Annotated in this window: 21 protein-coding genes; 10 read left to right on the top strand and 11 right to left on the bottom strand. The window is 69.6% G+C overall.

The genetic code is table 11. The features are described 5' to 3' along the window. Positions 1 to 122 precede the first annotated feature (122 nt). The 5 genes from ACQP1V_RS25340 to fabG form a co-directional block, all read right to left on the bottom strand. Positions 123 to 776 carry a DUF6308 family protein gene (locus tag ACQP1V_RS25340; protein WP_067138901.1) on the bottom strand — a complete coding sequence of 218 codons (654 nt, stop codon included), beginning with the start codon at positions 774 to 776 and terminating at the stop codon, positions 123 to 125. After that, the gene (locus tag ACQP1V_RS25345; RefSeq protein WP_433412352.1) at positions 769 to 2,412 is read right to left on the bottom strand and encodes an AMP-binding protein; all 1,644 of its coding nucleotides are present in this window, start codon (positions 2,410 to 2,412) and stop codon (positions 769 to 771) included. The genes ACQP1V_RS25340 and ACQP1V_RS25345 overlap by 8 nt, the downstream gene beginning before the upstream one ends. Further along, complete coding sequence (locus tag ACQP1V_RS25350; RefSeq protein ID WP_433412354.1) at positions 2,412 to 3,218, bottom strand: enoyl-CoA hydratase/isomerase family protein; 807 nt, start codon at positions 3,216 to 3,218, stop codon at positions 2,412 to 2,414. Before ACQP1V_RS25350 ends, ACQP1V_RS25345 begins: the two co-directional genes overlap by 1 nt. A gap of 228 nt (positions 3,219 to 3,446) precedes the next feature. After that, complete coding sequence (locus ACQP1V_RS25355; RefSeq protein ID WP_433412356.1) at positions 3,447 to 3,899, bottom strand: MaoC family dehydratase; 453 nt, start codon at positions 3,897 to 3,899, stop codon at positions 3,447 to 3,449. 28 nt (positions 3,900 to 3,927) lie between these two features. Next, the gene (fabG, locus tag ACQP1V_RS25360) at positions 3,928 to 4,689 is read right to left on the bottom strand and encodes a 3-oxoacyl-ACP reductase FabG (protein ID WP_433412358.1); all 762 of its coding nucleotides are present in this window, start codon (positions 4,687 to 4,689) and stop codon (positions 3,928 to 3,930) included. Between the two features lie 686 nt (positions 4,690 to 5,375). On the opposite strand from fabG, the gene ACQP1V_RS25365 reads away from it, so the two are divergent. Then, a complete protein-coding gene (locus tag ACQP1V_RS25365; RefSeq protein WP_433412360.1) occupies positions 5,376 to 6,080 on the top strand; it encodes a GNAT family N-acetyltransferase in 705 nt (234 codons plus the stop codon). A gap of 151 nt (positions 6,081 to 6,231) precedes the next feature. Here the strand turns inward: ACQP1V_RS25365 and ACQP1V_RS25370 are convergent, their stop codons facing one another. Beyond that, positions 6,232 to 8,466 (bottom strand): hypothetical protein, encoded by a 2,235-nt coding sequence (locus tag ACQP1V_RS25370; RefSeq protein ID WP_433412362.1) that lies wholly within the window; start codon positions 8,464 to 8,466, stop codon positions 6,232 to 6,234. Between the two features lie 100 nt (positions 8,467 to 8,566). Beyond that, positions 8,567 to 10,015: a PLP-dependent aminotransferase family protein gene (locus ACQP1V_RS25375; RefSeq protein ID WP_433412364.1), complete on the bottom strand. Its 1,449-nt coding sequence runs from the start codon at positions 10,013 to 10,015 to the stop codon at positions 8,567 to 8,569. Between the two features lie 24 nt (positions 10,016 to 10,039). On the opposite strand from ACQP1V_RS25375, the gene ACQP1V_RS25380 reads away from it, so the two are divergent. Then, entirely contained in the window at positions 10,040 to 11,209 is a 1,170-nt protein-coding gene (locus ACQP1V_RS25380) for a trans-sulfuration enzyme family protein (RefSeq protein ID WP_433412366.1), read from the top strand. A 56-nt stretch (positions 11,210 to 11,265) separates the two neighbouring features. Here the strand turns inward: ACQP1V_RS25380 and ACQP1V_RS25385 are convergent, their stop codons facing one another. Continuing rightward, a complete protein-coding gene (locus ACQP1V_RS25385) occupies positions 11,266 to 12,294 on the bottom strand; it encodes a lysostaphin resistance A-like protein (protein ID WP_433412368.1) in 1,029 nt (342 codons plus the stop codon). 489 nt (positions 12,295 to 12,783) lie between these two features. On the opposite strand from ACQP1V_RS25385, the gene ACQP1V_RS25390 reads away from it, so the two are divergent. The 4 genes from ACQP1V_RS25390 (at position 12,784) to ACQP1V_RS25405 (ending at position 16,902) form a co-directional block, all read left to right on the top strand. After that, the gene (locus ACQP1V_RS25390) at positions 12,784 to 13,980 is read left to right on the top strand and encodes a sensor histidine kinase (protein WP_433412370.1); all 1,197 of its coding nucleotides are present in this window, start codon (positions 12,784 to 12,786) and stop codon (positions 13,978 to 13,980) included. Next, entirely contained in the window at positions 13,977 to 14,582 is a 606-nt protein-coding gene (locus tag ACQP1V_RS25395) for a response regulator transcription factor (RefSeq protein ID WP_387416475.1), read from the top strand. Before ACQP1V_RS25390 ends, ACQP1V_RS25395 begins: the two co-directional genes overlap by 4 nt. Before the next feature lie 481 nt (positions 14,583 to 15,063). Continuing rightward, on the top strand, positions 15,064 to 15,633 hold the full coding sequence (locus ACQP1V_RS25400; RefSeq protein ID WP_433412372.1) for a TetR/AcrR family transcriptional regulator: 570 nt from the start codon (positions 15,064 to 15,066) through the stop codon (positions 15,631 to 15,633). Between the two features lie 93 nt (positions 15,634 to 15,726). Next, positions 15,727 to 16,902, top strand: a complete 1,176-nt coding sequence (locus ACQP1V_RS25405; protein WP_433412374.1) for a GDSL-type esterase/lipase family protein — start codon at positions 15,727 to 15,729, stop codon at positions 16,900 to 16,902. 790 nt (positions 16,903 to 17,692) lie between these two features. On the opposite strand, the gene ACQP1V_RS25410 is transcribed toward ACQP1V_RS25405, so the two are convergent. Together ACQP1V_RS25410 and ACQP1V_RS25415 are read right to left on the bottom strand one after the other, a co-directional pair. Next, entirely contained in the window at positions 17,693 to 18,793 is a 1,101-nt protein-coding gene (locus tag ACQP1V_RS25410; protein WP_433412376.1) for a DUF222 domain-containing protein, read from the bottom strand. 182 nt (positions 18,794 to 18,975) lie between these two features. Further along, positions 18,976 to 19,290 (bottom strand): hypothetical protein, encoded by a 315-nt coding sequence (locus ACQP1V_RS25415; protein ID WP_433412378.1) that lies wholly within the window; start codon positions 19,288 to 19,290, stop codon positions 18,976 to 18,978. 851 nt (positions 19,291 to 20,141) lie between these two features. On the opposite strand from ACQP1V_RS25415, the gene ACQP1V_RS25420 reads away from it, so the two are divergent. Together ACQP1V_RS25420 and ACQP1V_RS25425 are read left to right on the top strand one after the other, a co-directional pair. Beyond that, on the top strand, positions 20,142 to 20,663 hold the full coding sequence (locus tag ACQP1V_RS25420) for a Cys-every-fifth RiPP peptide CefA (protein WP_433425935.1): 522 nt from the start codon (positions 20,142 to 20,144) through the stop codon (positions 20,661 to 20,663). A gap of 513 nt (positions 20,664 to 21,176) precedes the next feature. Then, positions 21,177 to 22,139 carry a phosphotransferase gene (locus ACQP1V_RS25425; protein ID WP_433412380.1) on the top strand — a complete coding sequence of 321 codons (963 nt, stop codon included), beginning with the start codon at positions 21,177 to 21,179 and terminating at the stop codon, positions 22,137 to 22,139. 339 nt (positions 22,140 to 22,478) lie between these two features. On the opposite strand, the gene ACQP1V_RS25430 is transcribed toward ACQP1V_RS25425, so the two are convergent. Next, positions 22,479 to 22,934 carry a hypothetical protein gene (locus ACQP1V_RS25430; RefSeq protein WP_433412381.1) on the bottom strand — a complete coding sequence of 152 codons (456 nt, stop codon included), beginning with the start codon at positions 22,932 to 22,934 and terminating at the stop codon, positions 22,479 to 22,481. 508 nt (positions 22,935 to 23,442) lie between these two features. Here ACQP1V_RS25430 and ACQP1V_RS25435 point away from each other — a divergent pair. Both ACQP1V_RS25435 and ACQP1V_RS25440 read left to right on the top strand, forming a co-directional pair. After that, positions 23,443 to 24,654: a sensor histidine kinase gene (locus ACQP1V_RS25435; RefSeq protein WP_433412383.1), complete on the top strand. Its 1,212-nt coding sequence runs from the start codon at positions 23,443 to 23,445 to the stop codon at positions 24,652 to 24,654. Beyond that, positions 24,651 to 25,307 carry a response regulator gene (locus tag ACQP1V_RS25440; RefSeq protein ID WP_433213458.1) on the top strand — a complete coding sequence of 219 codons (657 nt, stop codon included), beginning with the start codon at positions 24,651 to 24,653 and terminating at the stop codon, positions 25,305 to 25,307. The genes ACQP1V_RS25435 and ACQP1V_RS25440 overlap by 4 nt, the downstream gene beginning before the upstream one ends. The last annotated feature ends 106 nt before the right edge of the window (positions 25,308 to 25,413 follow it).

A 25,413-nucleotide genomic window follows, 5' to 3' on the forward strand; every position in this document is an offset into this window, starting at 1 on the left:
TCTGAACGAAGGACCCCGGGAGATCTCCCGGGGTCCTTCGGCGTGCGACAGACGGGAATCGTTCCGCGGGACACCGGAAACGGCCGGGCGCACCTGGGGAAACAGGTTTCGGTGACGAGGTACTAGCTCGCCGCGACGCCGTTCACCACGATGCCGAAGAGCCGTACATCGCTGAGCCGCGACAACGCGCGTGACACCGCGTCGTCGGCGGCGCCGAGCTTCCGCCGTAGCGCGTCGATCCCGGGGGCGCTGTCGATGAGATCCCGCCGGAAGACCTCCCAGTACAGCGGGGACTCGCTCATGCTCGACGCGGCGAGGTCGACGGCCCGCTCGCTGTAGAACGCGAGGATCCGGTCGTTGAGCAGCGGCACCAGGTGGGGGCGTTTCAGATGCAGGATCGCCGACGCGATCGTGACCCCGAGCCGATGGCGGTAGCGGAAGTGCCGGTACAGCAGGGTCGCGTGGGCGTACGGCGTCCCCGCGCCGCCGTACGGAGTCTCGACGAGCCGGGCGTCCCCGGGAACGGAGGACCACGGCGCCTGCTCCGCCGCCATCAGGCACGAGCGGACGTCGTCCGGTGTCAACGAGACCCCGAGCAACAGCAGGCGGCCGAAGTCCGGCAACTCCACGACGTCGCTCGCGCTCGGCGGGTCGTTAAGCAGATCGCCGGCGTAGTCGAATCCGATGAACTCCAGATCCGGTGGCAGCTGGAGGAGCACCCAGGCGTCCGATGCCCGGATCGAGTGGCCGGCGATCTTCAGACGAGGCTCAGGCATCGGCTCGCTCGGTGACGACCCCGTGCGGGGCCGGCGGCGCCCCCAGCCGGACCTGCTCCCCTGTGGTGCGGTCGTACGCGGTGACCCGCAGGGCACGCAGCTTCTCCTTGGCCACCCGTTGTGACGGGGTCAGCGGCAACTCGGCCACGAAACTCCAGTACCTCGGGACCTTGAAGGGCGCCAGGTTCGCGCTCGCGTGCGCGATGACGTCCGCCAGGGTGGCCGCCACCGCCTCCACCGCCTCCACCGCCTCCCCGCGGGCGACGAGGAACGCGTGGACCTCCTCCCCCCGCACGTCGTCGGCGACGGGGACGCAGGCCGCCTGGCCGACCCGTTCGGACGAGCACAGCACCGCTTCGACCTCGTTCAACGCGATGTTCTCTCCGCTGCGGCGGGCCATGTCCTTCAGCCGGCCCATCAGATACACGCGGCCGCGTTCGTCCATTCGCGCCAGGTCGCCGGTGTGGAACCACCCGTCGCGGAACACCTCGCGGGTCGCCGTCTCGTCCCTGTAATAGCCGTCCATCATGCCCGCCCCGCGGAGGATCAGCTCCCCTGTGCCGCCCCGAGGTACGGCATGGCCCCGCTCGTCCACGATCCGGGCCTCCCGGTGCGGGTTCGGTCGCCCGACGCACCCGGTGCCGACCAGCTCGTCGTGATCGTCGGGCAGGACCCGGAGGTCACCGCCGGTCTCGGTCATCCCGAAGCCCTCGTACCAGGGCACCCCGAACCGCTTCTCGAGCGCGGCGTGGATGTCCTTCGGAATGCCCGAGCAGGCGACGGCGCGGAGGGAGTGATCCCGGTCGGTGGGCTGCTCCGGCTGGCGCAGAAGCAGGGTCGGCATCATCCCGATGCAGTACAGGTACGTCACCTGGTACGCGCGCACCTTGTCCCAGAAAGAGGTGGGATGGAACCGGTCCAGCACGACGAGCGAGGACCCCACCAGCAGGCAGGCCGCCAGGCTCCACTGCGGATCCAGGTAGTAGAACGGCTGGGCGGTGAGCAGGACGTCGTCGGGGCCGAGGTGGGGGAACCCGTCCGCGTACTTGCGCACCATCGCCGTCCAGTAGCCGTGTGACAGCATGCACCCCTTGGGGTGGCCCGTGGTGCCGGAGGTGTACTGGATGTTGGCCAGGGTCTCGGGATAGACCGCCTGGTCCGGCGTGCGGCCCGCGGCGACGGCGTCCATGCCGATCACTCCCGGCCCGCCCTCGGCGTCGGTCACGGCGACGCGACGGCCTCCGGCCGCCGAGCCGAGCACGAGATCGAGGTGGTCTGCGCAGGTGACGACCAGGGCGGGATCAGCGTGGTCCAGGAGCCGGGTCAGCTCCCTGACCGAATATCGCGGGTTCACCGGCACGACCGCCGCACCGATCTTGGCCGCGCCCAGCCACAGCAGTGGATACTCCGGGCGGTTGTCAAACACCAGCGCGATCCGGTCGCCGTATCTGATCCCGAGGGCGGCGAGAACGGCTCCGTAGCGGTCCGACAGCTCGTCGAGCTCGGCGAACGTGTAGTCGATGTCGTGTTGATCGAACCTCAGCGCGCGCCGGTGCGGCCAGCGCCTCGCCGCCCGCCGCACCAGCGTGGCCAGATCCTGCACCTTGACAGCGTCATCGCCGCCGGTCCCCGTCATCACTTGTCTCCCGCCACTCGAAGGCCGCGGCCCGCGGCGAAACTCTGCTGCGCGGTACGGGCCTCGCCGGAGTCCTGCGCCCGGAGGGCGAACCCCACCTCCGCGTCGAGCGCACCGTCCAGATCCGCCCAGATCCCCTGTTCGAGGAGTCGCTTCGCGCCCTCGACGGCCACCCTCGGCCGGCTCAGCACCGTCGCAGCCAGCGAATCCACGACCGCCGGAACGTCACCGCCGGCGGCCACATGGCTGACCAGGCCCATCTCGCATGCCTGCTTCCCGTCGACCCGCTCCCCCAGGATCATCAGCCTCCGGGCCCGAGCCGGGCCGACCAGCCGGGGGAGGATGGCCGAGATGCCGCCGGTCACGCTCAGACCGGCCTCCACCTCGGGGAATCCGAACACCGCGTCCTCCGCGGCGACGACGAAATCGGCGGCGAGCGCGAGTTCGGCGCCCGCCCCCAACGCGTATCCGTGAACCTGAGCGATGACGCAGGCGGCCGACCCGCGCAGCTTCGTGGTGAGCGCCTGGATGCGGCGCAGCCGTTCGACGCGCTCGCCGGCCGGCGGACTTCCGACCACCTCGTGCTTGAGGTCGTAGCCGGAACAGAACGAACGGCCCCGCCCGCTGAGCACGATGACCCGCGCCTCGTCACGATCCGCCCGCTCGATCCCTTCCAGCAGGTCGCGCACCAGCTCCGGGGTGACGGCGTTCAGCCGGCTCGGGCGGTTGAGGGCGATCCGCGCCACGCCGTCCCGGGCCGCGTACTCGATCGTCGATCCCGGCTCTCGATCTTGATGACTCTTCATTCCGCTCCTCGTCCTGAGCCCGTTCAAGAAGTACTGGCGCGTCGCCGCGCCTGTCATCGGACACATGTCGAGAGCGAACGAGTCCGGCACTCCCTTTGTCCATCCGGACTCCGATCTCGGGTACGCCGACCCCCGTCCCGCGACTACGGCGCACTCGACCCCCTTCAAGATCACCAAGGAATGGTCTTGAAGGGGGCCGAGATGTCGCAGGTCAGGCCGCTTACCCGGTCAGGGCACCAGAACGGTGACCGTCTCGACCACGCAGGCCGGCTTGTCCGACCCCTCGCGCTCGACAGTGACGCGGGCGACGGCCCGCACGCCCCTCGGACCCGGGGTCAGCGACAGCAGCTCGACGCCCGCGCGGACACGAGAGCCGACCGGAACCGGTGCGGGGAACCGAACCCTGTCGCAGCCGTAGTTGATCCCCATCTTCAGGCCCTCGACCCGATAGACCTGTCCGACCAGCTTCGGAACGAGCGACAGCGTCAGGTAGCCGTGCACGATCGTGGTGCCGAACGGGCCCTGGGCCGCCTTCTCCGGATCGACGTGGATCCACTGATGGTCACCCGTCGCATCGGCGAACAGGTCGATCTGATCCTGGCCGAGGGTGTGCCAGTCGCTGTACCCCAGGTGGGTGCCGACCGCCTGCTCGAACTCCTCGATGCCCTGGAAGACCTTCACGGTCACTCCTTTCCCGCGTGACGCGCGCTCAGGCGCGGGGGCCGCCGGCGACGTAGATGACCTGGCCGGAGACGAAGGCCGCCCCTTCGCTGACGAAGAACGACACCGTGTGGGCGATGTCCTCCGGCTTGCCGGTGCGGCCCACCGGGATCTGCGCGGCGGCCGCGGCCTTGAACTCCTCGAACGTGACGCCGACCCGCTCGGCGGTCGCGGCGGTCATCTCGGTCTCGATGAAGCCCGGGGCGATCGCGTTCACGGTGACGCCGAACTTCCCGAGCTCGATGGCCAAGGTCTTGGTGAAGCCCTGGACACCGGCCTTGGCCGCGGAGTAGTTGGCCTGACCGCGGTTTCCCAGCGCGGAGGTGCTGGAGAGGTTGACGATGCGACCCCACTTGTTCGCGGTCATGTAGCGCTGAACGGCACGGCTCATGAGGAACGCCCCGCGCAGATGGACGTTCATCACCGAGTCCCAGTCCTCGTCGCTCATCTTGAAGAGCAGGTTGTCGCGGGTGATGCCGGCGTTGTTGACCAGCACGGCCGGGTCACCGAGCTCTTCGGCCACCCGGGTTACCGCGGCATCGACGCTGGCCGCGTCAGCCACGTCGACGCCGACCGGGAGCGCGCGACCGCCGCCGGACTCGATCACGTCGACGACCGGCGTGCAGGAAGCCTCGTCGAGGTCGAGCACGGCCACAGCGAGGCCGTCCGCGGCGAGTCGCTGTGCGATGGCGGCGCCGATTCCGCGGGCGGCCCCGGTAACGATCGCGATACGGCCGTTGGTGTTGCTCATGTCGTCTCCTTGATTCTGTTTCTCGGGGAGGTGCGGGGCTTCTCAGGGGAATGCGGGGCTTCTCAGGGAAGGTGCGGGGCGATCAGCGGCGTAGGGAGCGGCTGGTCCCGGCGACACGGAGGGCACAGGCCGGTTTGCCCGATTCTCAGGCCGACAACAGCTCGCTCAACGTCGAGGCAGCGTTATCGGCGGATGCTCGGCACGCCTCGACAGCCGAAGACCGAGTGCGAGTCGTGAGGGTAGATCGTACATGCCGCGGTCGTCGTGCCCCGGTCGGCCGGTCGAGGGAGTTGATCACCCGGCCCGGTCACGTCCCCGGCCGCGTGGCCCCTCCCCCACGAGGACAGGAACCCGCCTGACTACACTGCGGCTGCACGTAGGTCGCAGCCCAGCGCGAAGGTGAGCCATAGGAGACGACACTCCACTGGACGGCACCGCCGATCGTACCCACGCGTTGGCCAGCGAACGCCACCGCGCTTGGGAACCCACTTCGGGCGCGACGTTTTGCGAGAACCCCCGGTCACGACCCTGTCGACGGCTGGTCACCGATCGCGTCGGTGTCGGTCGTCCCCAGAACACTGTGGGCTCGAACGGCACGGCACGTACACGGCACGACACGGCACGACACGGCACGACACCGGCGACTGCCGGCACTCACCCGCGCATGACACGAAAGGCACGGCACAATGGTCAACCGCGACGCCGTCACGCTCGACGACCCGGTCCGTGAGTCGCTCCGCGGCTTCCACGCGCACCTGGCCCGTCGGCTCGGCCGAGCGGCCGGTTACCTCCCGGAGGTCTCGACCTTCTCCGCGGTATCCGCCGAGCCGGACGCGGCGGAGTGGGCCGACCTCGCGCGAATGCTCGGTCGCGGCGAACTCGCCGATCTGTTCAGCTGCCCGGCGACCCCGCCTGCGGACTGGGAGCCGGTCTTCGCTCTCGGCGGCTTCCAGATGATCTGTCCCGCGGGCAGCCACCCCGGTGACGCCGATGCCGAGCCCGACTCGGGGATAGTCGAACTGGGCGTCGACGACGTGTCCGAGATGCTTCAGCTCACCGCGCGGACCCAACCGGGACCGTTCTGGCCTCGAACTCACGAGCTCGGCACCTATCTGGGTATCCGCGAGAACGGCGCCCTGGTCGCCATGGCGGGCGAACGGCTCCGTCCCCCTGGATGGACCGAGATCAGCGCCGTCTGCACCGCCCCCGAAGCTCGCGGGCGAGGTCATGCCGCCCGCCTGGTGCGCGCCCTGGTCGCACGTATCACGTCTCGGAACGATCAACCGTTCCTTCACGTGGCCGAAGCCAACACCCCCGCGCGCGCACTCTACGAGCGGCTCGGCTTCGTGGTCCGAAAGCCCGTGACGTTTCGCGGGTTCCGGACGCCGTAGCGGATGTCAGGGTGGGGGATCCCCACCCTCATGGCGCAGCGGTGACGGACGGCACCCCGCAACTTGGCGGACCGGCCGGTGCGTGGCAACGGCATGCGTTTCCCCGCATCGGCCACGACGGACCAGAGTTCGGCGTCCGCCATCCCCCGGATCAGCGCGTGGCGCGCTTCCGGTGGACGACGACGTCGTCTCCGCGTCCCGGGTAGGCCATGATCAGCAGTCGCTGCACATCGTCCTCCCTGCCCAGGGACCCGCGCATCGCGTAGTGCACCCGTACGCGATAGTGCCCCGCGCCCCGGACGGCGAGGTCCGGCAGCGGCACACCACCCAGCGGGTCCTGAAACACCAGCTCACCGGCGCTGAGATAGCCCGCCTCGACGACGTGGTCCCACCCCCTCGTCTCCACCGGCGGGCGACGGCGGTAGGTCTCGGTCGTGACGCACAGCGTGAAGTCGGGGTGGGTGTGCACGACCAGATGGCCGGGCCCCGCGCTCAGCACGTCGTCCTCGTACGGCAGTTTTGCCCCCGGGTCACCCTCGGCGGTCTCCGGTTCGTACGCCTCCAGGTCGCCGTAGTCCGTCCACGCCGGCTCGCGCCGGACGACCACCGCCACCGGCCTGATCAGCGGGCGGTGACGGGGAGCCTCCGCGCACTTGCGCCGCTCGGCCGCCTTCCACTCCTGGAACTCGCGTTCCTGCCGCTCGTTCGCGGCCCGGACCACCGCGGCGGCGCTCGGGCAGATGTCCGCGAGCAGGTAAGCCAGCTCGCGGACCGCCACGCCGTCCGTACGCCGGACCCGGGTGAGCTCGGCCGGGTCCTCACGGGTGTAGACGTCACACAACTGGCGGCCGTAGCCGACGACGAAGCGGTCCGGGGTGTCCGGGGCGACCTTGAACACGCGCGACTGGCGCACCTGGCACACGAAGGCCGCCTCCGGCGCCGGCTCGGGCTGCTCTCCCCCGCCCCGCGGGCCGCCGGGCGGCGCGCAGTCGGCAGCGGCGGTGACCCGGCCGCCCGAGTGGTCGGCCGCCGGCAGAAAGCCGAGCAGTCCGGCCGTCGCCGCCGCTGTCACGACGCCCCAGAGCCGGGAGCGCCCCACCCCGCCGGCCAGCCACATCAGGAGGAGTGCGGACGCCGCGTAGGCCGCGCCGAACCACAGCGGCGAGATGCCGGCGGGGACATCGCCCGGCTCCGTGGCCCAGTAGTCGGCATAACGCCGGGGAAAGCCGCCGGGCGCGGAACCACCGGCCAGCGCGACGACGACCCCGGCCACGGCGGCGGCGAGCAGGACCCAGGCCGTCGCCCGGAGCAGGCCGGGGGTCCTCCGCAGGACCGCGACGAGCACGAGGAGCGGCAGCCCGCCCATGTCGACGAGCAGGTCGACGACCCACGAGAGCAGGAGCTCCGCGAGATCGGGGCCGTCCCCGAAGAACATCGTGGACCAGCTCCCCGCCGCCCACCGCGGCATGTCGTACCAGAAGGCGACGACCACAGGCGGGAGCGGCAGCGCGATCGCCGCCACGGCGGCGAGCCGGGAGCGGAGCGGCGGCCCGGCCGTGGCCCGCGTCGTCGTGCGTGCCGTCGTGCCGGGCGGGCTGCCGAGATCGTGCGCGGAACGCGCCTGCCACACCGCCGTGAGCGGGGCGGCCGCCCGGCCAAGGCCGATGAACAGCACCGTCGTCTCGTCGTGCCAGCCCAGGGAGAGGTGGTAGATCAACGACTCGATGAGGAAGGACACCACCAGTGAGGCGGCCCCGGTCCACACGGTGGCCCGCGCCCACCTGCCGTCCCTCGCCTGGGCGAGGAGGGTCAGCGCCATCCACAGTGTCCACGACAACCCGCCGAGGCCGGCCATGGCCGAGATCTCCCCGAGGAGCCGGGCGCCCAGCGCGTCGGCGGCCGTGCGGGCGATCCAGCTCGTCACCGCGAGCGTTCCGGCGACCAGCGCGACCGTCGCCATCGCGCGGGACGCGCCGCGCTGGACCACGAAGAACAGCGCGACGAGCGCGAGCTGCGCGGCGGCGCCGGCCAGCTCCGCCCACCACGGTAGGACCACCGGGAAAAGCTCGATCACGGAGAAGGCGGCACCCAGATACAACGTCACCCGGAGCACGCGGACCGCGCCGCCATCCGCCGGTACCGGGCCGCGCACCCTCCCACGCAGGATCTGCCACAGCGCCCAGCCCTGGTACACGGCGACAAGGACGAGAGGCACCACCGGCCACCAGGGGACGGGCCCCGTGCTGAGCGGGGTGCCGTACGCCACGAGGCGGGTGAGGGGGACGGCGTCGCCGGTGACCAGCGCGACGACACCGAGCGCGACGGCCGCGCTCACGTGGAGGGCGGCGACCGGGGCGGCGAACCACCAGAGACGATACCGGTGCAACGGAGGCTTCCTTGGGGGGTGACAAGGCCCCCGGGCCGGCGCAGCACACGAACCCGGGGACGGCCCCGAGAAGCCGGGACCGGGTCGTCAAGGTACTAGATCACGCCGACAAACCCGGAGCCGAAGATCCCCGTCCTTGGGCGGCCCACGCCCTGCTCAGCCGCTGCGCCGCGAGCCGCAGCTCGGCCGGCTCGGCGACGTACGAGATCCGCAGGTGATCCGCGAACGAGCCGTCGGTGGACGTCCTGCTTCCGGGCAGGACGAGCACGCCGTGCGCGAGGGCGAGCCGGGCGAACTCCTCCGCGTCGCCGTACGGAAGCCGGACCCACAGGAACGCCCCGCCGCGCGGCCGGGTCCACGACCAATCCGGCAGCTCCGCGTGGAGCAGGCCGGAAAGCAGATCGCGCCGTACGGCGAGCTGCTCGCGCCGGGTCGCCGCCATCTCGGCGATCCGAGGCAGGAGTCGCACGGCGATGAGCTGGCCGACGTGCGAGGAACCGAGGTCGGCGACGACCTTGAGCCGGGCGAGCCGGGCAATGAGCTGCTCGGGCGCCCGCACCCAGCCCACCCGCAGGCCGGGCCAGAACAGCTTGCTGAGCGATCCGACCGTGACGACGGTCGCGCCGACGGCGGTCGCGGCGAACGGGCCGGAGGATCGCCCATCGAACGCCAGGTCGGCGAGCGTCATGTCGTCGACGACGGGGACGCCCGCGGCCGCCACCAGTCGTGCGACATCGTGCCGGCGCTCCGTGCTCATCGCCGCCCCGGTGGGGTTCTGGCCGGCCGTCATCAGGTAGAGGAGCTGGACCCGCGTACGGCCGAGCGCCGCGCGTAGCGCCCCTGCCTTCACGCCTTCCTCGTCCACGGGCAGCCCCACGATCCGCGCCCCGGCCGCCCGAGCCGAGTCCAGCGCTCCGGTGTAGGTGGGGTTCTCCGACACGATGACACCCTGGCCGCGGGAGAACAGGGTGAACAGCAGGCTGATCGCCTGCTGGGCGCCGTTGGTGACGAGCACCTGCTCGGCGGTCGTCGGCAGCCCGAGCCGCGTGTAGTGGTCCGCGACCGCCGCCCGCAGCACCGGAAGGCCGAGCGGCTCGTAGTCGGCGTCCGCGGCTGTCGCCCGCAAGTCGCCTGCCGTCACGTTCAGGATCTCGTCCGGCACTCCCCCGAGGTCGGGGACGACGGAGCTCTGGCAGTCGACGACCCCGTCCGGCGGCCGTTCCGGGAGCTTCAGCGCGGGCATATCGGCGGCCGGGACGGCGGGCCCGGCCGAACGGTGAACGGCGACCCGCGTCCCGCTGCCGCGCACGCTCTCCAGCAGCCCTTCCTCCCGCAGGAGCCGATAGGCGGCGACGACGGTGGTCCGGCTGAGCCCCATCGATCGGGCGAGGTCGCGTTCCGACGGCAGCCGCGACCCGGCGCCCGCCTCACCCCGGCAGACCGCGTCTCGGATGGCTCCGGCCAGTCGCCGGTAGAGCGGCCCCTCGCCTGGCAGACGCGCGCGGTCCGTTCGTAGCCAATTTCCGGGCAAGTGGCTGTCGATTCGCATGCCGCTCCTCACGAGGCTTGAGCCATGGATCACTTCACCAGCCTTGAGACGCTTCTCCTGCACGCGGACGCCGATGAGGCCGAGTCGGCGATCGCGCCGCCCCTTTACCAGACGGTGCCGTTCTCCGCCGCCACGGCCGAGGAGTTCGCCGAGATGAACGCCGTTGCCCGACACGAGCGTTACTACCGAAGGTACGGCAATCCGACGCAGGCCCGGCTGGAGAAGATCGTGGCGGCCGCGGAGGGCGCCGAGGCTGCGTTGGCCACCGCCTCCGGCATGGGGGCGATCTCCACCTCCCTTCTGTCGCTGCTCTCGGGGGGCGACCACGTCGTCGCCCAGCGGAGCATGTACGGCGGAACGCTGAGCTTCCTCCAGGACATGGCGCCGCGCTTCGGCGTCGAGACGACCCTCATCGATCAGACCGACACGGAGGCGTTCGAACGGGCCGTCCGGCCGAACACGAGGCTCATCGTGATCGAGACGCCGAGCAACCCCCTGCTTCGACTCACCGACGTCGCGGCCGTGACCGGGCTCGCGCGTGACCGCGGCATCCTCACGTTCGCCGACAACACGGTCGCCACCCCGGTGAACCAGCGGCCCCTCGACCTGGGGGTGGACCTCGTCATGCACAGCGTCACGAAGACTCTCTCCGGGCATTCGGACGTGCTGGCCGGCATCGTGGCGGGCCGCGCCGATCTCGTCGAGAGGATCTGGCGGACGCACACGGTCATCGGCTCGGTCGTCAGCCCGCATGACGCCTGGCTGGCCCTGCGCGGCCTGCGCACCCTCGGGATGCGCGCGGAGCGGCAGAACCGCACCGCGCTGGCCCTGGCCGGGTTCCTCTCGGAGCACCCGGCCGTGGCGCGGGTGAACTACCCGGGGCTGGAGGCGCATCCCCAGCACGAGCTGGCGAAGCGGCAGATGCGCGGGTACGGCGGGCTGCTGAGCTTCGAGCTCCGCGGCGGCCACGCCGCCGCGGAGCGACTCATCGCCGCTCTCGAGCTCCCCGTCCTCTCGCCGAGCCTCGGCGGCGTGCGCTCGCTCGTCGTACGGCCCGCCGCCATGTGGGCACAGGAGCTGACCGAGGAGCAGCTCGCCGAGGCCGGCGTGCCCTCCGGTCTGATCCGGTTCGCCGTCGGCCTGGAACATGAGGCGGACCTGATCGCCGATCTCGAAAAGGGACTCGCGGCGTAGTGCGAGCCGGGGCGTGGGAACCGCTGGTGTACTCCAGCCGCCCCTCGCCGGAGGGATCACCTGGCGGACGGACTGTGCTGCGGCGTCAGGGCCGGGCCGGGCCGTCGCGTGCGCGCCCAGATGACGGCGGTGATCGCAACAAGCAGGACGCAGGGAATGAGCATCACGATCGACCCGGCCCCCGCCGAGCGATCGGAGCCCGCGAGGGGGTCGGCGTGCGTGACGATCATTATGAGGTAGATGAGCGTGTTGTTGGCCGCATGGATGACGACCGACGTCTCCAGACCGCCCGTCCGCCACGTCATCAGGCCGAAGGTGACGCCGAGGGTGAGGTAGTAGAGGTTCAGCCACGGGTCGGTGGACAGGTGGATGGCCGCGAACAGGATGCTCGACACCGCCAGGCCGAGGGCCATCGCCGCCCGGGGCCCGCGCCCCCAGCTCGCAGCCACCCGGAACGCCACTCCGCGGTAGTTGTACTCCTCGCCCGCCGCCTGCAGAGGCGTCAGCAGGAGCGTGATGACGAACACGGCGACCAGGTCGGAGAATCGCCACGACCCTTCCGTGTACGACGAGAGGAGGAAGAAGGCGGTCGTGTAGAGCACCCAGATCGGTACGAGCGTCAGCACCGCGCGGCCGAACACGGCGGGCCGGAACATGGACCGCACGGAATGCAGCGACGCCCCCTTCACCCCGTAGAGCCAGCGCTGGATGAACATGCTCCATGGGATCATCAGCGCGATCGAGAGAAGGTTCGCGGCGTGGTAGACCGGCGTGAACTCCGTACCACCCGCGATCGGGTTGACCCGGCCGAGCGCCTCGTCGATGGCGGAGCCGAGGGCGGCGAGGACACCGCCGAAGCCGAACAGCCCGACAAGGAGCAGCACGAGCGCCAGAATGCCGCGTCCGATACGGCGGTTCTCACCCGCCAGCACGCGGTGGTAGGGAACGCCTGGCGGGATCGGGCGCGGACCGCGGCGGTGCGGTGATGCGTCGTGGAGAACGGTCGGCGCGGTGCCGGACAGAGCGGTGCCGGACAGAAGGGCGCCCGGGTCGAATGCCGGGGGGTCGGAAGCGTTTCGTTGCATGCTTCAACCGTCCTCCGAGACTCGTTTCAGCTGCAGTGTCGTCAGTCACGAGTTCGCATGGGAACCACACGGCATGCGCATGACATTTGGCATGCGAACAGAGCGGCCGGGTGGTCTGACGCGAGCACCCGCGCGCCGGCTGTACTGACACATTCACCGCCGCACCCGTTCGGAGACGAAAGAAGACGGCAGCGGTGGCCCGCCGACGTGTGACATGTGTCATGCGTCAGTCGTGCGGAACGCCGCCGAAGTCATTACGGACGACACTGGGGAGCGAACCCCCGCGGCGGGAGTGTGGAGAGATGACTCCCGATCGCCCCCGTTCTCCAGCAGGCTCCTCACATCCTGCCGGTTCATCGTCATGCTCATCCCCTGTGTCCTCCTCGTCGTCAGCGCAGTGATCGTGTGGCTGCGCACGCGTCGCACCGGGCCCGCGCCGGCGCCTACGGGCTCACCCTCGCTCGGAGCGCCAGCGGCACAATGAGAGGCATGGGAGAGTGGCCGGTGGTGAGCGCACGCCGTTTCGAAAGCTACGTGCGCTGGTCGACCTACGCCGTCGTCTCCACCCCGATCTCCACTCTCCTCGGCGGACTCGTCAGCGCTCCGCCGCTCACCACCGAGAACGTCGCCGTCGTGAGCGCTGTGGCCGTCGCCACGTTCGCACTGGTGTGGTGCAACATCGTGGTCAGCCGATGGAGTTTCAACGCTCGCGAAGAACGCGGCGAGCGCCTCCCGATCGCCCTCGTCGTCACGTGGCTGCTCGTGCTCGCCGCCGTCCTGGCGGGGACCGTCGTCCTCCCGATACCGGCCATGCGGGTGGCGGCGGCCGCTGCGATCGGCTCCGCGGCCGCGAGCATCGTCCCCATCCTCGACGCCCGCCGCACACTCCTTCTCAACGTCGCGATCCTCGTGCTCGCCGTACCCCTCGTGGCGGTCCTCCAGATCGCGTTGCTGGTGGTCTGCATGGCGCTGGTCAGCGCCGTCCTGTGGATCTGTTGGTCCAGCGTGTGGATGCTGAGCGTCCTCCGCGAACTGCAGGGCGCGCACGAGGACCGTGCCGCGCTCACCCTCGCGGAGGAACGCCTGCGCATCTCCCGCGACCTCCACGACGTGTTCGGCCGCACGCTCACCGCGATCGCCGTGAAGAGCGAGCTCGCCTCCGAGCTCATCCGCCGCGGCCGCGACGACCGCGCGGCCGCGGAACTGAGGGAGGTGCGACGACTGGCCGACGACGCGGGTACGGAGGTCCGCAGGGTCGTCCGGGGCGACCTCCAGACGACGTGGGAAGGCGAAGTCTCCGGCGCCCGCGCACTCCTGGGTTCGGCCGGCATCACCTGCACGGTCACCGGCGAAGCCGTGCCGGCACCCTGCGCGGAGGCGCTCGCGTGGGTCGTCCGCGAAGGCATCACGAACGTCCTGCGTCATTCCTCGGCGACCCGGGTGACGCTCACCACAACGATCGACGCGGGCGAGGTTCTTCTCACGATCGCGAACGACGGAGTCAGCGACAGCGGGCCCGCCCAATCCGCCACGGACGATTCCGCGCGTTCGGACCCGAACGCCGGCACAGGACTTCGGGCGATGTTCGATCGAATCCGCGCGATCGGCGGGCGCGCCGAGACCCGACGGGACGGAAACTGGTTTCTGCTGGAAGCCGCCGTCCCCCTGCCGAAAGAGCGCGAATGATCCGCATCCTGATCGCCGACGACGAACACCTGATCCGCGAAGCGATCGCAGGTCTGCTCGAACTCGAGGACGACTTCGAAATCGTCGGTCAGGTCGCCTCAGGCGACGAAGCGCTGAAGGCCGCGCTGCGCCTGCGCCCCGACGTGGCTCTGCTCGATCTGCAGATGCCTCCACCCGACGGCATCGAGGTCGCCCGGCAGCTCACGAACCAGTTGCCGGAGTGCCGCAGCATCATCGTGACCTCCCACGGCCGGCCCGGGTACCTGAAATCCGCGCTCTCGGCCGGCGCCCGCGGGTTCCTCCCGAAAACCACCTCATCCCGCAACCTCGCAGAAGTCGTCAGGAAGATCGCCGCGGGCGGACGGCACGTGGATCCAGAACTCGCAGCGGAGGCGATCAGTGCGGGTGACTCGCCCCTGACTCCGCGCGAAGCCGACGTCCTCGCGCTCGCGCGCGACGGCGCGCCCGTGGATGAGATCGCGCGGCGGGTGTCCCTGTCGCCGGGGACAGTACGCAACTACCTCGCCGCGGCGATCGCGAAGCTCGGCGCTTCGAACAGGCACGAGGCAGCGCGCATCGCCGCCAAGCACGGCTGGATCTGACGAGCCGCGCGTCCTTGAAGATCGGTCGCACGCTCACGGTGGGGAAACTCGGCGTGGGTATGGCCCGTGAACACGATCAGGAGGCGGCGCGGGTGCAGCGCGGCGCGAGTGCAGCGCGGCGCGAGTGCCACCGGGCGGCCGTCCGGTTCGGTGACGAGGTAGGCGCGGTAGGCGCGGTCGGGGGGCCTGGGGGTCACGCCGGCCGAGGAAGTCCAGGCCGTCGCAGGGCCGGAGGCGGGCCGCTCGGCCAGGTCTCGGGGCACGGCCAGGTCTCGGGGCACGGCCAGGCCGCGGGGCACGGCCAGGCCGCGGGGGACGGGCAGACCGCAGGAGTACGGGCAGGCCGCTTCGCCTCGCCCTTGGTGCGGTTCACGAGCGCGGTGCGGATCTCTTGCTCTGTCAGCGACTTCATGAGTGGGGCTGGCTTGCCTAAAAGTATTAGGCAAATACATAATGATTGTCGCTAGATGGGAGAAGGGTAATGGTTCGAGTAGGTCTGACCACGGAACGGTTGACCCAGGCGGGTGCGGATCTGGCTGACGAGGTCGGCTTCGAACACGTGACCGTCTCGGCGCTCGCCCGGCGGTTCGATGTCAAGGTCGCGAGCCTGTACTCGCACCTGAAGAGCTCCCAGGACCTCAAGACCAAGATCGCCTTGCTCGCTCTGGAGGAACTCGCCGACCGGGCCGCTGACGCCCTGGCCGGCCGGTCCGGGAAGGACGCCCTGACCGCCTTCGCGAACGTCTACCGCGACTACGCCCGGGAACATCCCGGCCGCTATACCGCGGCCCGGCTCAAGCTCGACCCCGAGACGGCGGCCGCCAGCGCCGGCGTCAGGCACGCCCAGATGACGCGGGCGATCCTGCGCGGCTACAACCTGACGGAGCCGGACCAGACACACGCGGTCCGGATGCTGGGCAGCGTCTTCCACGGCTACGTCAGCCTGGAATTGGCCGGAGGCTTCAGCCACACCGCCGTCGACTCGCAGGATTCCTGGGCCTGGATCTTGGACTCCCTCGACGCTCTGCTGCGGAACGGAACCACACTCTGACCAGCAGGGGGCCGCACCGCCGGAGGCGGTCCGCCGCACCGCGCGCCGGCGCATCTGAACAATCCAGAAATCTTGATGAACAGGCCGAGGCCAATGAACGCTGAGCACGACTGGATCACCACACCTGTCACCGCAGACCTCCTGCGCGGTTTCCTCGACCTGGAACGCACGGCGCACGGCCTGCTGCCGCATCGGCTGCCCGCGCGGGCTCGCCGCCAGATCCCCGACGACCAACTGGCCATGGCCGAGGCCCAGCCCTCCGGCGTGCGGTTGGCCTTCCGCACCCGGGCCACCGCCATCGAACTGGACACGCTCCCCACCAAGAGGGCCTACCGAGGTCTCCCGGCCCCGGCGGACGGCGTGTACGACCTGCTGGTCGATGGCCGTCTCGCTGCCCAGGCCACGGTGACCGGCGGCCATGTCCGCATGATCGACATGACCGCCCAGTCCGTCGAGCTACGCGAGGGGCCCGCCGGCACCGCCCGATTCATTGATCTGCCGGCGGGTGACAAGGACGTCGAGATCTGGCTTCCACATACGGAGATCACCGAGCTGATCGCCCTGCGCACCGACGCCCCGGTCGAGCCGGCGCCGGACAGCGGGCGCAGGGTGTGGCTGCACCACGGCAGTTCCATCAGCCACGGCTCGAACGCCGCCCACCCGACCGCCATCTGGCCCGCCCTGGCCGCGGCCCAGGGCGGAGTGGAGCTGGTCAACCTGGGGTTCGGCGGCAGCGCGCTGCTCGACCCGTTCACCGCCCGCGCGATGCGGGACACCCCCGCGGACCTGATCAGCCTCAAGATCGGCATCAACGTCGTCAACACCGACGCGATGCGCCTGCGCGCCTTCACCCCTGCGTTCCACGGCTTCCTGGACACCATCCGCGAGGGGCATCCGACCACGCCGCTGCTGGTCGTGTCCCCCATCCTGTGCCCGGTCCAGGAGGACACCCCCGGCCCCCTCGCGCCCGACTTCGACGGCGGGACCTTGCGCTTCAAGGCCACGGGCGATCCAGCCGAACGTGCCGCCGGGCGCCTGACACTCAACATCATCCGCGACGAACTCGCCCGAATCGTCAAGCAGCGGGCGGCCGACGACCCGAACCTGCACCACCTCGACGGCCGTGACCTGTACGGCGAGACCGACTACGCCGAACTCCCGCTGCCCGACGAGGTCCACCCTGATCCCGCAGGGCACCGCCGCATCGCCGAGAACTTCGCGCGGCTCGCGTTCGGCGACGGCGGCCCCTTCACCACCAAGACCGGCTGACCAAACCGTAGTCACGCAGAGGTAGCGCAGCAGCCGCACGGTACGGAATGACGTGGACCGCTACCGGCCCACGGAGACCCGAGGCCGCCGTGCGGTTCCCGTTCGCTGCCCCCACTCGATGATCAACGTCCAGGCCAGGGACGGGATCCTGGATGGAGGCCGCCCCGTGGCTGCCCCACCTGCGGCGGCCTCTGCTGTAGCGGTGGCATGGGCACCTGCCCGCTGAGCGTCAGCCCGGCGTACGCCGGGTCCAGCAGCCGCTCCTCCCACAGGGCGTAGGCGACGCCGAGCGCGGAGCAACCGGACCGGCACCTCAGGGATCCTTCCCGAGGCTCCGCCCGGACTTCCTCGCGGACATCGCCCCGCGCTCTTCCCCGGGACGCCTTCGGAGTTCGTCCCACAGGTCCTCTCGGTGCTCTGCCCGGAGGTTCTCCCGTTGGATCCGCCCGACGTCCCGTCGGAGTTCTCCCGAAGCTCTAGGCCCGCATCATTGATGTGGAGTTCAGGCATGTGGGGGTTCCGCACGCGAACGCCCCGGCGTGTGGAACTTTGGCGTGTGGGGCCCCGGCGCATGGAGTTCGGGCATGCTGCGGGGCCGGCCCGCGGGAGGGGCCGGATCATCGGGTGGCCGCCGCGATCAACCTCGCCAATCACGGCTGGCGGGTCACGGCTCGCCGATCACCGATCATGGGTCGCCGTTCGCCGTTCGCCGTTCGCCGTTCGCCGGACGCGGCCCGCTGCTCACCGTTCGTGGCTCGCGGGTCGCGGGTCGTTGTTCAGTGGCCGTTGGTCACTGTCTGTCGGTCCAGCGTCGGGGGCGGAGCTTGGAATACCGGTGGAAGCGCATCGAGACGGTCCCGTCGCCCTGATTGATCACTTCTACCCGGTCGGGGTGGCGGGACTTCCACTTGTTGTCCGCGGCGCACAACGGTGCGAGGTTGTCCAGGTCGGTGCGGCCGGTCGGGTACCAGGGTTCGATGTGGTCGATCTCGGCCAGGTAGGCGGGGACGTCGCAGCCTTCACGGCAGCAGGTCCGGTACGTGGCCAGGATCGCTTCCCGCTGGTCGGCTGAGGCCAGCCGGCGTGCCCGCCCGAAGTCCTTCACGATGCCGTCCGCGTCGCGGAGCACCCGCCGTAGTTCAGCGGTGTAGGCCATCCGCCGCGCATCCTCGGCCGGGATAGCCGTGCCGTCCTCCAGAAAGGCCGGCTCCTCCGATTGGCCGGTCAGGGTCTGCTCGGTCACCGACACGTGCATCACGGTCCGCCGCCCGCCCTGCGATAGGCGGATGGCGAGGGCGTCGGCCATGCGGCGGCCGTGGTTGCGCAGGTCGGTGCTGTCGGTTTTGACTGCCAGCGGTTCCAGCCAGGTTTTCAGCTGCATCTTCAGCTCGGGGTCGAGCAGCCCGCGCAGGCGGCCCATCCCATCGGCGGTGTCGGAGATCGTCAGGTGCTGACGTTCGGTCTTGGCCGCCGCCCGCGCCAGCCTCCCATCCGGGTCGATCGTCTCGATGATGGTCTGACCGGCGCGGGCCACGTCCTCCACCGTCGACGCCGACGCCTGCGCCAACTCCACCAGGATCGGCTCCGCCAGCTCGGTCTCGGCGTCATCCAGATGCCGGGTGGCGGACGCGATCGTCGCCGCATACCCGTAGGACAGACGGCCCGAGGCGAACAGACCAGCGGTGCGGGGCAGGCGCGGCAGCTGCCGCGAGAGTGTGACACGTTCCCCTGCGCGGGCGGTGCGTGACCCGGTGGCCGCTGCCAGCCATGCTCCGATCGACCGCCGCCCGAACAGATAGTGACCTTTACCCGCTTCGGCTATCGGGAGGCGGGCGGCGATCGCGGCTTCGGCCAGATCGATCGCCCGCGCCAACGCGACGATCTCCGCCATCACCACCTCAACCTCGGCACCGGCGTTAACACCGGCACCGGCCCCAGTGCCAGTCTCGGTCTCGGCTCCAGCCCCGGTCTTGGCTTCGCCCGACACCTTCCCTGCAGCCGCGGCCAGCCGCTCGGCACGGGCGAGCAGGTCGATGACGTCGCGTCCGGCCAGGTTCAGGTTGGGCCAGTCCGCTACCCGGCTATCACCACCAGCAGCATCCCGGCCCGCACCGTCCTGCCCATCACCGCCGATGCCCTGGCCGTCAGTGTCCGGGCGGTCGGTGGTAGCGCCCCGGCCATCGGCGGCAGCATCGCCACCGGCCCGCCGGTCACCGCCACGCCGACCTGATCCCTGTGCGTCTGTGTCCTGCGGGGCGCGGCCCGGACGCTGCTCGTCCTGGCAGATGCGGCCCACGCCCAGCTGAGCCTCGCCCAAGCGGTGCCGGCCTTGCCCATCCGCGTCCTGTCGGCCGGAGCCGTTCCGCTGCCGATCATCCCGGTCAGCACGCAGGGGACGGTTCGCGGACGGCTTGTCGTGGGTGGGGCGGCGGCCTTGCCAGATCCCGTCCCAGGCCGACAGGTCACCACGGTCGTGCCCGGGCCGCAGTAGCTCGTCCCCGCCGTTGGCCTCTTCCCTTGGGTCGGCCGTCTCCGCGCGGGACCAGGTGGGCTCTGCGGGAGCGGGAGCGGGCGCGATCGGCGATCGCGCTGGATCTGACAGCCCTCCGCCGCCGTCAGGCTTCTGGTCTTCTGGCGCGTCCGGGAGGCCCAGCAGCCGCCGCGCCCAGGACATCGCGGGCAACCTCTGACCCCAGGCCACGCTGCCTGGCCACGACGTCTTGCTCGGCTCGCCGCGTTGCCCATCTCGCCCGTCAGAGCGCGCCGTGGCGTCCGGCTGACCACGCCGCGCAGCTCGCTCGTCAGGGTGGGCCGGGTCGTGTGGGGCGGGATGAGCGGCTCCTTCGCGGCCGCCGGAGCCGCCAACGTGATCGAGGAGCCCGGCACTGCGAGCACGGTCGAGAAGCACCGCCCCGTAGGAGTCACCAGAGAAGCGACCGGATCCGATGAACGGCATGTGCCGCCTGGACCCGCGCCGCCGCGGGGACGGCGCAGGCGCGTCGGACGGCCGGGACGGAGGAGCGTCCTCCGACCGGCGCGACAACAGCACACCACCCGAAAGCATCATCTCTTCGCACCTCCCTTCCCCGTCTGACGGTCGACCCTCTGCGAGGATATCGCTCACGCGTTCGATAAGCAACTCTAAGTAATCACACTTGCACTATTTGTCAGCGCTGTGGACGGCATTCCGCTTGTGGGCATTCGTGGCCGGAGAGGGCGCGCCAAGGCCAGCGCCTCTGATGTCGGCGTGTCCAGTGTCGGCGTGTCCAGTGTCGGCGTGTCCGGTGTCGGCGTGTCCAGTGTCGGCGTGTCCAGTGTCGGCGTGTCCGGTGTCGGCGTGTCCAGTGTCGGCGTGTCCGGTGTCGGCGTGTCCGGTGTCGGCATCTCTGGAGTCGAGGCCCCTCATGTCGGCGTCTCTGGTGTCGGCGTCGTCGCTGCCGACTCCACAAGTTGGCGGCGGGCGCGGGTGGGGCGTCTGCGCAGTAGCGGTCAGCGAATGCCTCGGTCGCGCGTGGCGCCGGCAGGATTGCCGGTGTGGCTCAGGGACACCGAGGTTGCCGGTACGGCTAGGACGCCGGATTGCCGGTGTTTCACCGGGTACGCCACCCCGCGCGGGCCAAGTACACGACGAGCAGGACCCAGGCTGCCGCCGCTGCACCCTTTCAGCGCCGCGCCCACCATTCGGGCTCGCACCACCGGCGACAAGCACCAGCACGGTCGACAACTGTCGATCGGATATCGCCGAAGTCGCTCTGGCGTGACGGCGCGATTGCAGCGATCGCGGCCACCCGCTTCGACTCGAATGGGCATCTCAGTCTCTGGCACCTGTGCGTCGTGGGTGCCGTGGAGGGCGTGGTGGAGGCGGCGCGCTGGCTGGCCTAGCCCAAGATCGTCGCCGCGTTCGCCGGAGAAGAGCGCCTGGCGCGGGCCAATGGGTCGATCGGCCCGGCCGATTCGCAGGCTCCCGCGATGGGAGCGAGAACCAGGCCGGGCCGGAAATTCACCGGCAGGAGGGGGGACAGAACGGCGACTGAATTCGTTGACCCCGCAGCGTTATCGCAGAACACGCCAGGTTCCCACCCAGAGCAGATACAGCCCGACCGGGCCAGACCAAAGATAATCGGCCGAGTTCTGCGCTATACCCAGGCGGGCTCACCCACCCCCCGAAGCGCACGACCATCCCATCGGCTAATATTCGGCCATACATTCCCAGAACACGACTTGAAGTGTCAACGTTCACACCATTCAGCGGCTATTAACTCGGAGCAAAGAGCATGGCATATGAACAGGCGCGCGATTACCCCGACGTGTTCGAGCATTTTTCCATCACGGAAGGTGACCGACCAGATGAGTCATGCTATCTCTACGCCCCGGTCTTTCCTATTCGAACAGGCGGGATGAAGGCCGTCGTCAAACGGACGACAGGCCCCGTGACCGCTGCTGCCGCGATCTCCCGCTGGCTCCGCGCCCTTGTCGCGCAGGACGTGCAAGCGGTGACCCCGCTTCCGCTCTCCATGGAGAACCCGGCGGAGATCGGCGACCGGGTATGGGTGGCCTATCCGTGGGTCGAAGGCCGTCCCTATGACGGATCAACGGCCGACATCACTGCGGCCGGCGATCTCCTCGGTCGTGTTCACTCAGCTCAGGTGCCCGACGAGGACATGCCACGGTTTCCCTGGCCTGACCACGACGCGGCCTCGGTCGAGGAGGATGTGACCGGCCTGCAGCGCGTGCTGGGTAAGTACACGCCTGACCTCCTCGACGTGGTGCTGTCCAGGATGTCCCCATGGCTTGTGTCCTTCATGACCGAGACGCTGCCGCCGGTGCGCGACGCGGACCTTCCCAGAGCCGTGGTCTCCATGGACTTCAAGGCGAACAATCTGGTGTATGCCGAGGACGGGCCCGTCCTGATCGACCCCGACAATGCCGAATATGCGCCGAGGTTGCTGGATCTGGCGCTGTCCGCACTGCTGTTCCACTATGAATCGGCCGGCTCTCCGCCTCGGCTTTTTACCAGCGGTGAATGGGCGGCGTTCCTGGGAGCATACCGTCGCCATGTCGAGCTCACCGATAACGAGATCGCATTGTGGCCTACGGCGCTTCGCTACATGCTCCTCGAATGGGGTACATGGACTCTCATTGACGCCGCCGAGTGCGATGACTGGGACGATCCACACAAGCAGGCGTTCCTCATCGACCTTGCCACGGTTGACATCGCCAGGCTTCCTCTCAAATAGTCCATTAACCGATAGCTCCTTCAAAGTCAATTCTGTCGGGATTGGAGGAGAAAAGGTGCGGTGAGGTTATTCCGGTTGATCCCGAAGACGAGTGAAGCCCCCGCAGGGCGGGGGCCTCACAACCTCCGATGTCGGCAAGACAGTCGGAAGGCTACGTCCAAGCGTAGGCCTGATCGCTTACCCGAGGAGCGTCGGAGGGCATCCGCGGCACCGGCCGTCAGCCACCGATCAATGTCACCCTTCGGGAACCGAACCACCGCCTGCGGATTTCCGCGAGCTCACGGAGGGGATCTGGCCGGTCAAGGGCCCATCGCAGGCTATTGCACGATCACGCCCGGGTCAGCGGCACTTGAAGCGGCGCTGGGCGCTGAACTTGTGGGTTCCCACACCATCGACCACATAGCTGCGGTAGGTGAAGGTCGTGCCGGCTTTACATCCCTTGCTAAGGGAGAATCCCATACTGCCGTACCAGGATTTGCTGGCCAGATCCTGCCACCCGTACCACCGTTTACGCTGGAGAACGCCCGTGTAGCGGAACCCCCCCGGGCAACTGGATGACCAGACGCTGGCGTTGACCGTACCACCGCTCAAGTAGGGCGGATTGGCCCCCCACGAGCAGCGAGCGGCCGCAGAGGCCGCAAGGGACAGAGTCCGGCCGCCCGCGGAGTTCATCGAGGCGTCGACAGCCGCGGCCGGGGTGGTGAAGCTCTGCGCCGCGGCATTCGATGTGCTCACCGGCGTTATCGAGAACACACCTGCCGCCACCGCGACACTGATCTTCATCATCGTCTTCATATCCTTTTCCTTTCGGTCATGAACGGTTGCTGATCGTACTCAGAAGAAACACACCGGATTCTTTTCGTGGGCGTATACTTCCCACCGCGAATACGCCCGAGGTGAGTATCGACGTGAGTGTGACGAGGAGTCTCTCCTTTCAGAGCTCTCGTGGAAAACAGAGCGACGCCATGAAGCCTAGGGAGAGACCCGCACGACGGCGTCAACCCGCGGTTGGAATCGTCTGTACGCTTTTTCGTCGTTTCCGCCTTCACCCCGGGTTGAGCGAATATTCCCGTCTGCTGCGGAAGTCACAGAGGACACCGGCAGCACACACCGGTTGGCCTGCCCGCTGTACCGCCCGGCCATATGAGCGGCGACCGGCCGATATGAATGAGCGGGGTCGCCCTCCCGTCATCCCGGAAAGCACCATCGTTCGAGGGGCCCATTCAAAAGGTGGTCGACTGCAACTCCCGTGGTATGTCTCGGGATTGATGCGCCCCGGCCGGTTTCGGAGTTAGCCTGACGGATGCCCCTCAGCGCCGCGCCGGGCCTCCGGCGGCTGTCCTCGCTCAGCCCCCTGGTCCTCGACAGCGCCCTGGCTTCCTCCCTGGTCGTCGTCACCTGGCTGTGGGAGCTTTACGGACCCGACATGGGACGCCCCGTCGACCTGCCGGCCATGATGCTGACCTTGCTCGCGAACGGGCCGCTGGCGCTGCGCAGGCGCGCGCCGCTGTCCGTCCTGGCGATCGTCACGGTCGCGTCGCTCGTTTACCACATGCAGGGCTACCACGCGGGCCTCAACAGCATCGGCATGATGGTGGCCCTCTACTCGGTCGCCGTCCACCGCTCCTGGAAGGCCGACCTGGTAGGTGTCGCGTGGGTGGTGCCCGCGTGGACGCACGGATCGGCGCTCCAGGCCACCGTCGCCCTGCTGTCGGCGCTCGGGCAGTCGCTCCTCATGGCGGCCTGTACGGTGGGCGCGGGCCTCAGCGTGCGGCTGCTGTCCGAGCGCACCAGGCAGCTCGCCGAGCTCGCCGAGCAGCTCCGCAGGGAGCAGGACGCCGCCGCCAACCGAGCCGTCACCCGGGAACGCCTGCGGATCGCCCGCGAGCTGCACGATGTCGTGGCCCATCACATGTCCGTGATCTCGGTGCAGGCCGGTCTCGGCCGCTTCGTCGCTCTGTCCCATCCCCCCACGGCGCATGCGACGCTGGGCGTCATCGCGGACACCAGCCATGAGGCACTCAACGAGTTACGGCGCCTGCTGTCGATCCTTCGGATCGAGGCGCACGAGGAGGACGAGGGGCTGTACGCCGCCGCGCCGGGGCTGAGGGACCTCGACGCCCTCGCGGAGCGGCTCCGTGCGGCGGGCCTGTCCGTCGAGATGATCGTCGAGGGCGCGGCGCGGCCGTTGCCGCCCGGACTGGAGGTGTGCGCCTACCGGATCGTCCAGGAGTCGCTGACCAACGTGCTCAAGCATGCCGGGCCCGCCCGGGTGGAGGTGGGGATCACGTACGGCTGGTCCACGCTCACCGTACGCGTCACCGATGACGGCTCCGGCGCCGCCTCTGTGTGGCCGGCACCGGGATCTGGCGGTAACGGCTTGATCGGCATGACCGAGCGTGTCAAGCTCTATCAGGGCACGATCAAGGCGAGCCCGTTGCCGCAAGGCGGCTTCGAGGTGCTGACGATCTTCCCGCTGCCCCACCCGGCGAGGTCGAGTGAAGCAGGTCCATGATCAGCGTGCTGGTGGTCGACGATCAGGTGCTCATCCGTGCCGGCCTGGCGGCCCTCCTGCGCGCGGCGGGACTGACGGTGGTGGGCGAGGCCGCCGACGGCGAGGAAGCGGTACGGCTCGCCGCCACGCTCCGGCCCGAGGTCGTTCTCATGGACATCCGGATGCCGGGGATGGATGGACTCCATGCCACCGAACGGATCCTGGCCGCCGCCGAGCCGCCCGCGCCCAAGGTCCTCATCCTGACCACCTTCGACCTGGACGAGTACGTCTACAACGCGCTGCGGCTGGGCGCGGGAGGTTTCCTGCTCAAGGACACTCCGCCAGAGCGCCTCATCGCCGCGATTCACACGGTCGCCTCGGGCGACATCCTGCTCGCGCCCACCGCCACCAGACGGTTGATCGAGGCCTTCGTCAACCCGCCGGCGGCCGCCCCTCCCCCGGAGCTCGACCGTCTGACCACCCGTGAGACCGAGGTACTGCGCCTTGTCGGCCACGCGCTGTCCAACAAGGAGATCGCCCAGCGCCTATCGGTCAGCGAGGGCACGGTCAAAACACACCTCAACCGGCTCATGGCCAAGCTGGGGCTCGCCAGCCGCGCCCAGGCGGTCGTCCTGTCCTACGACTCCGGCCTGGTCAAGCCGGCCGGCTGGTGAAGTGACCCTGCGGGCGAATCCTGACCACCGCCGCGCGGCCCTGACTCCAGGGAGTGCACCAAGGCCGCGGGCACCTTTGGCCGGTCGGTAACAGCCGGCTCGTCCA

It is taken from the genome of Microtetraspora malaysiensis (assembly GCF_050947145.1).
Taxonomy (GTDB): domain Bacteria; phylum Actinomycetota; class Actinomycetes; order Streptosporangiales; family Streptosporangiaceae; genus Microtetraspora_A; species Microtetraspora_A malaysiensis.

Excerpts from the sequence above, each read along its gene's own strand:
- ACQP1V_RS25340 (WP_067138901.1), bottom strand. The coding sequence starts at position 776 with ATGCCTGAGCCTCGTCTGAAGATCGCCGGCCACTCGATCCGGGCATCG.
- ACQP1V_RS25345 (WP_433412352.1), bottom strand. The coding sequence starts at position 2,412 with ATGACGGGGACCGGCGGCGATGACGCTGTCAAGGTGCAGGATCTGGCC.
- ACQP1V_RS25350 (WP_433412354.1), bottom strand. The coding sequence starts at position 3,218 with ATGAAGAGTCATCAAGATCGAGAGCCGGGATCGACGATCGAGTACGCG.
- fabG (WP_433412358.1), bottom strand. The coding sequence starts at position 4,689 with ATGAGCAACACCAACGGCCGTATCGCGATCGTTACCGGGGCCGCCCGC.
- ACQP1V_RS25365 (WP_433412360.1), top strand. The coding sequence starts at position 5,376 with ATGGTCAACCGCGACGCCGTCACGCTCGACGACCCGGTCCGTGAGTCG.
- ACQP1V_RS25375 (WP_433412364.1), bottom strand. The coding sequence starts at position 10,015 with ATGCGAATCGACAGCCACTTGCCCGGAAATTGGCTACGAACGGACCGC.
- ACQP1V_RS25380 (WP_433412366.1), top strand. The coding sequence starts at position 10,040 with ATGGATCACTTCACCAGCCTTGAGACGCTTCTCCTGCACGCGGACGCC.
- ACQP1V_RS25385 (WP_433412368.1), bottom strand. The coding sequence starts at position 12,294 with ATGCAACGAAACGCTTCCGACCCCCCGGCATTCGACCCGGGCGCCCTT.
- ACQP1V_RS25390 (WP_433412370.1), top strand. The coding sequence starts at position 12,784 with ATGGGAGAGTGGCCGGTGGTGAGCGCACGCCGTTTCGAAAGCTACGTG.
- ACQP1V_RS25395 (WP_387416475.1), top strand. The coding sequence starts at position 13,977 with ATGATCCGCATCCTGATCGCCGACGACGAACACCTGATCCGCGAAGCG.
- ACQP1V_RS25400 (WP_433412372.1), top strand. The coding sequence starts at position 15,064 with ATGGTTCGAGTAGGTCTGACCACGGAACGGTTGACCCAGGCGGGTGCG.
- ACQP1V_RS25405 (WP_433412374.1), top strand. The coding sequence starts at position 15,727 with ATGAACGCTGAGCACGACTGGATCACCACACCTGTCACCGCAGACCTC.
- ACQP1V_RS25410 (WP_433412376.1), bottom strand. The coding sequence starts at position 18,793 with ATGGCGGAGATCGTCGCGTTGGCGCGGGCGATCGATCTGGCCGAAGCC.
- ACQP1V_RS25420 (WP_433425935.1), top strand. The coding sequence starts at position 20,142 with ATGTCGGCGTGTCCAGTGTCGGCGTGTCCAGTGTCGGCGTGTCCGGTG.
- ACQP1V_RS25425 (WP_433412380.1), top strand. The coding sequence starts at position 21,177 with ATGGCATATGAACAGGCGCGCGATTACCCCGACGTGTTCGAGCATTTT.
- ACQP1V_RS25430 (WP_433412381.1), bottom strand. The coding sequence starts at position 22,934 with ATGAAGACGATGATGAAGATCAGTGTCGCGGTGGCGGCAGGTGTGTTC.
- ACQP1V_RS25435 (WP_433412383.1), top strand. The coding sequence starts at position 23,443 with ATGCCCCTCAGCGCCGCGCCGGGCCTCCGGCGGCTGTCCTCGCTCAGC.
- ACQP1V_RS25440 (WP_433213458.1), top strand. The coding sequence starts at position 24,651 with ATGATCAGCGTGCTGGTGGTCGACGATCAGGTGCTCATCCGTGCCGGC.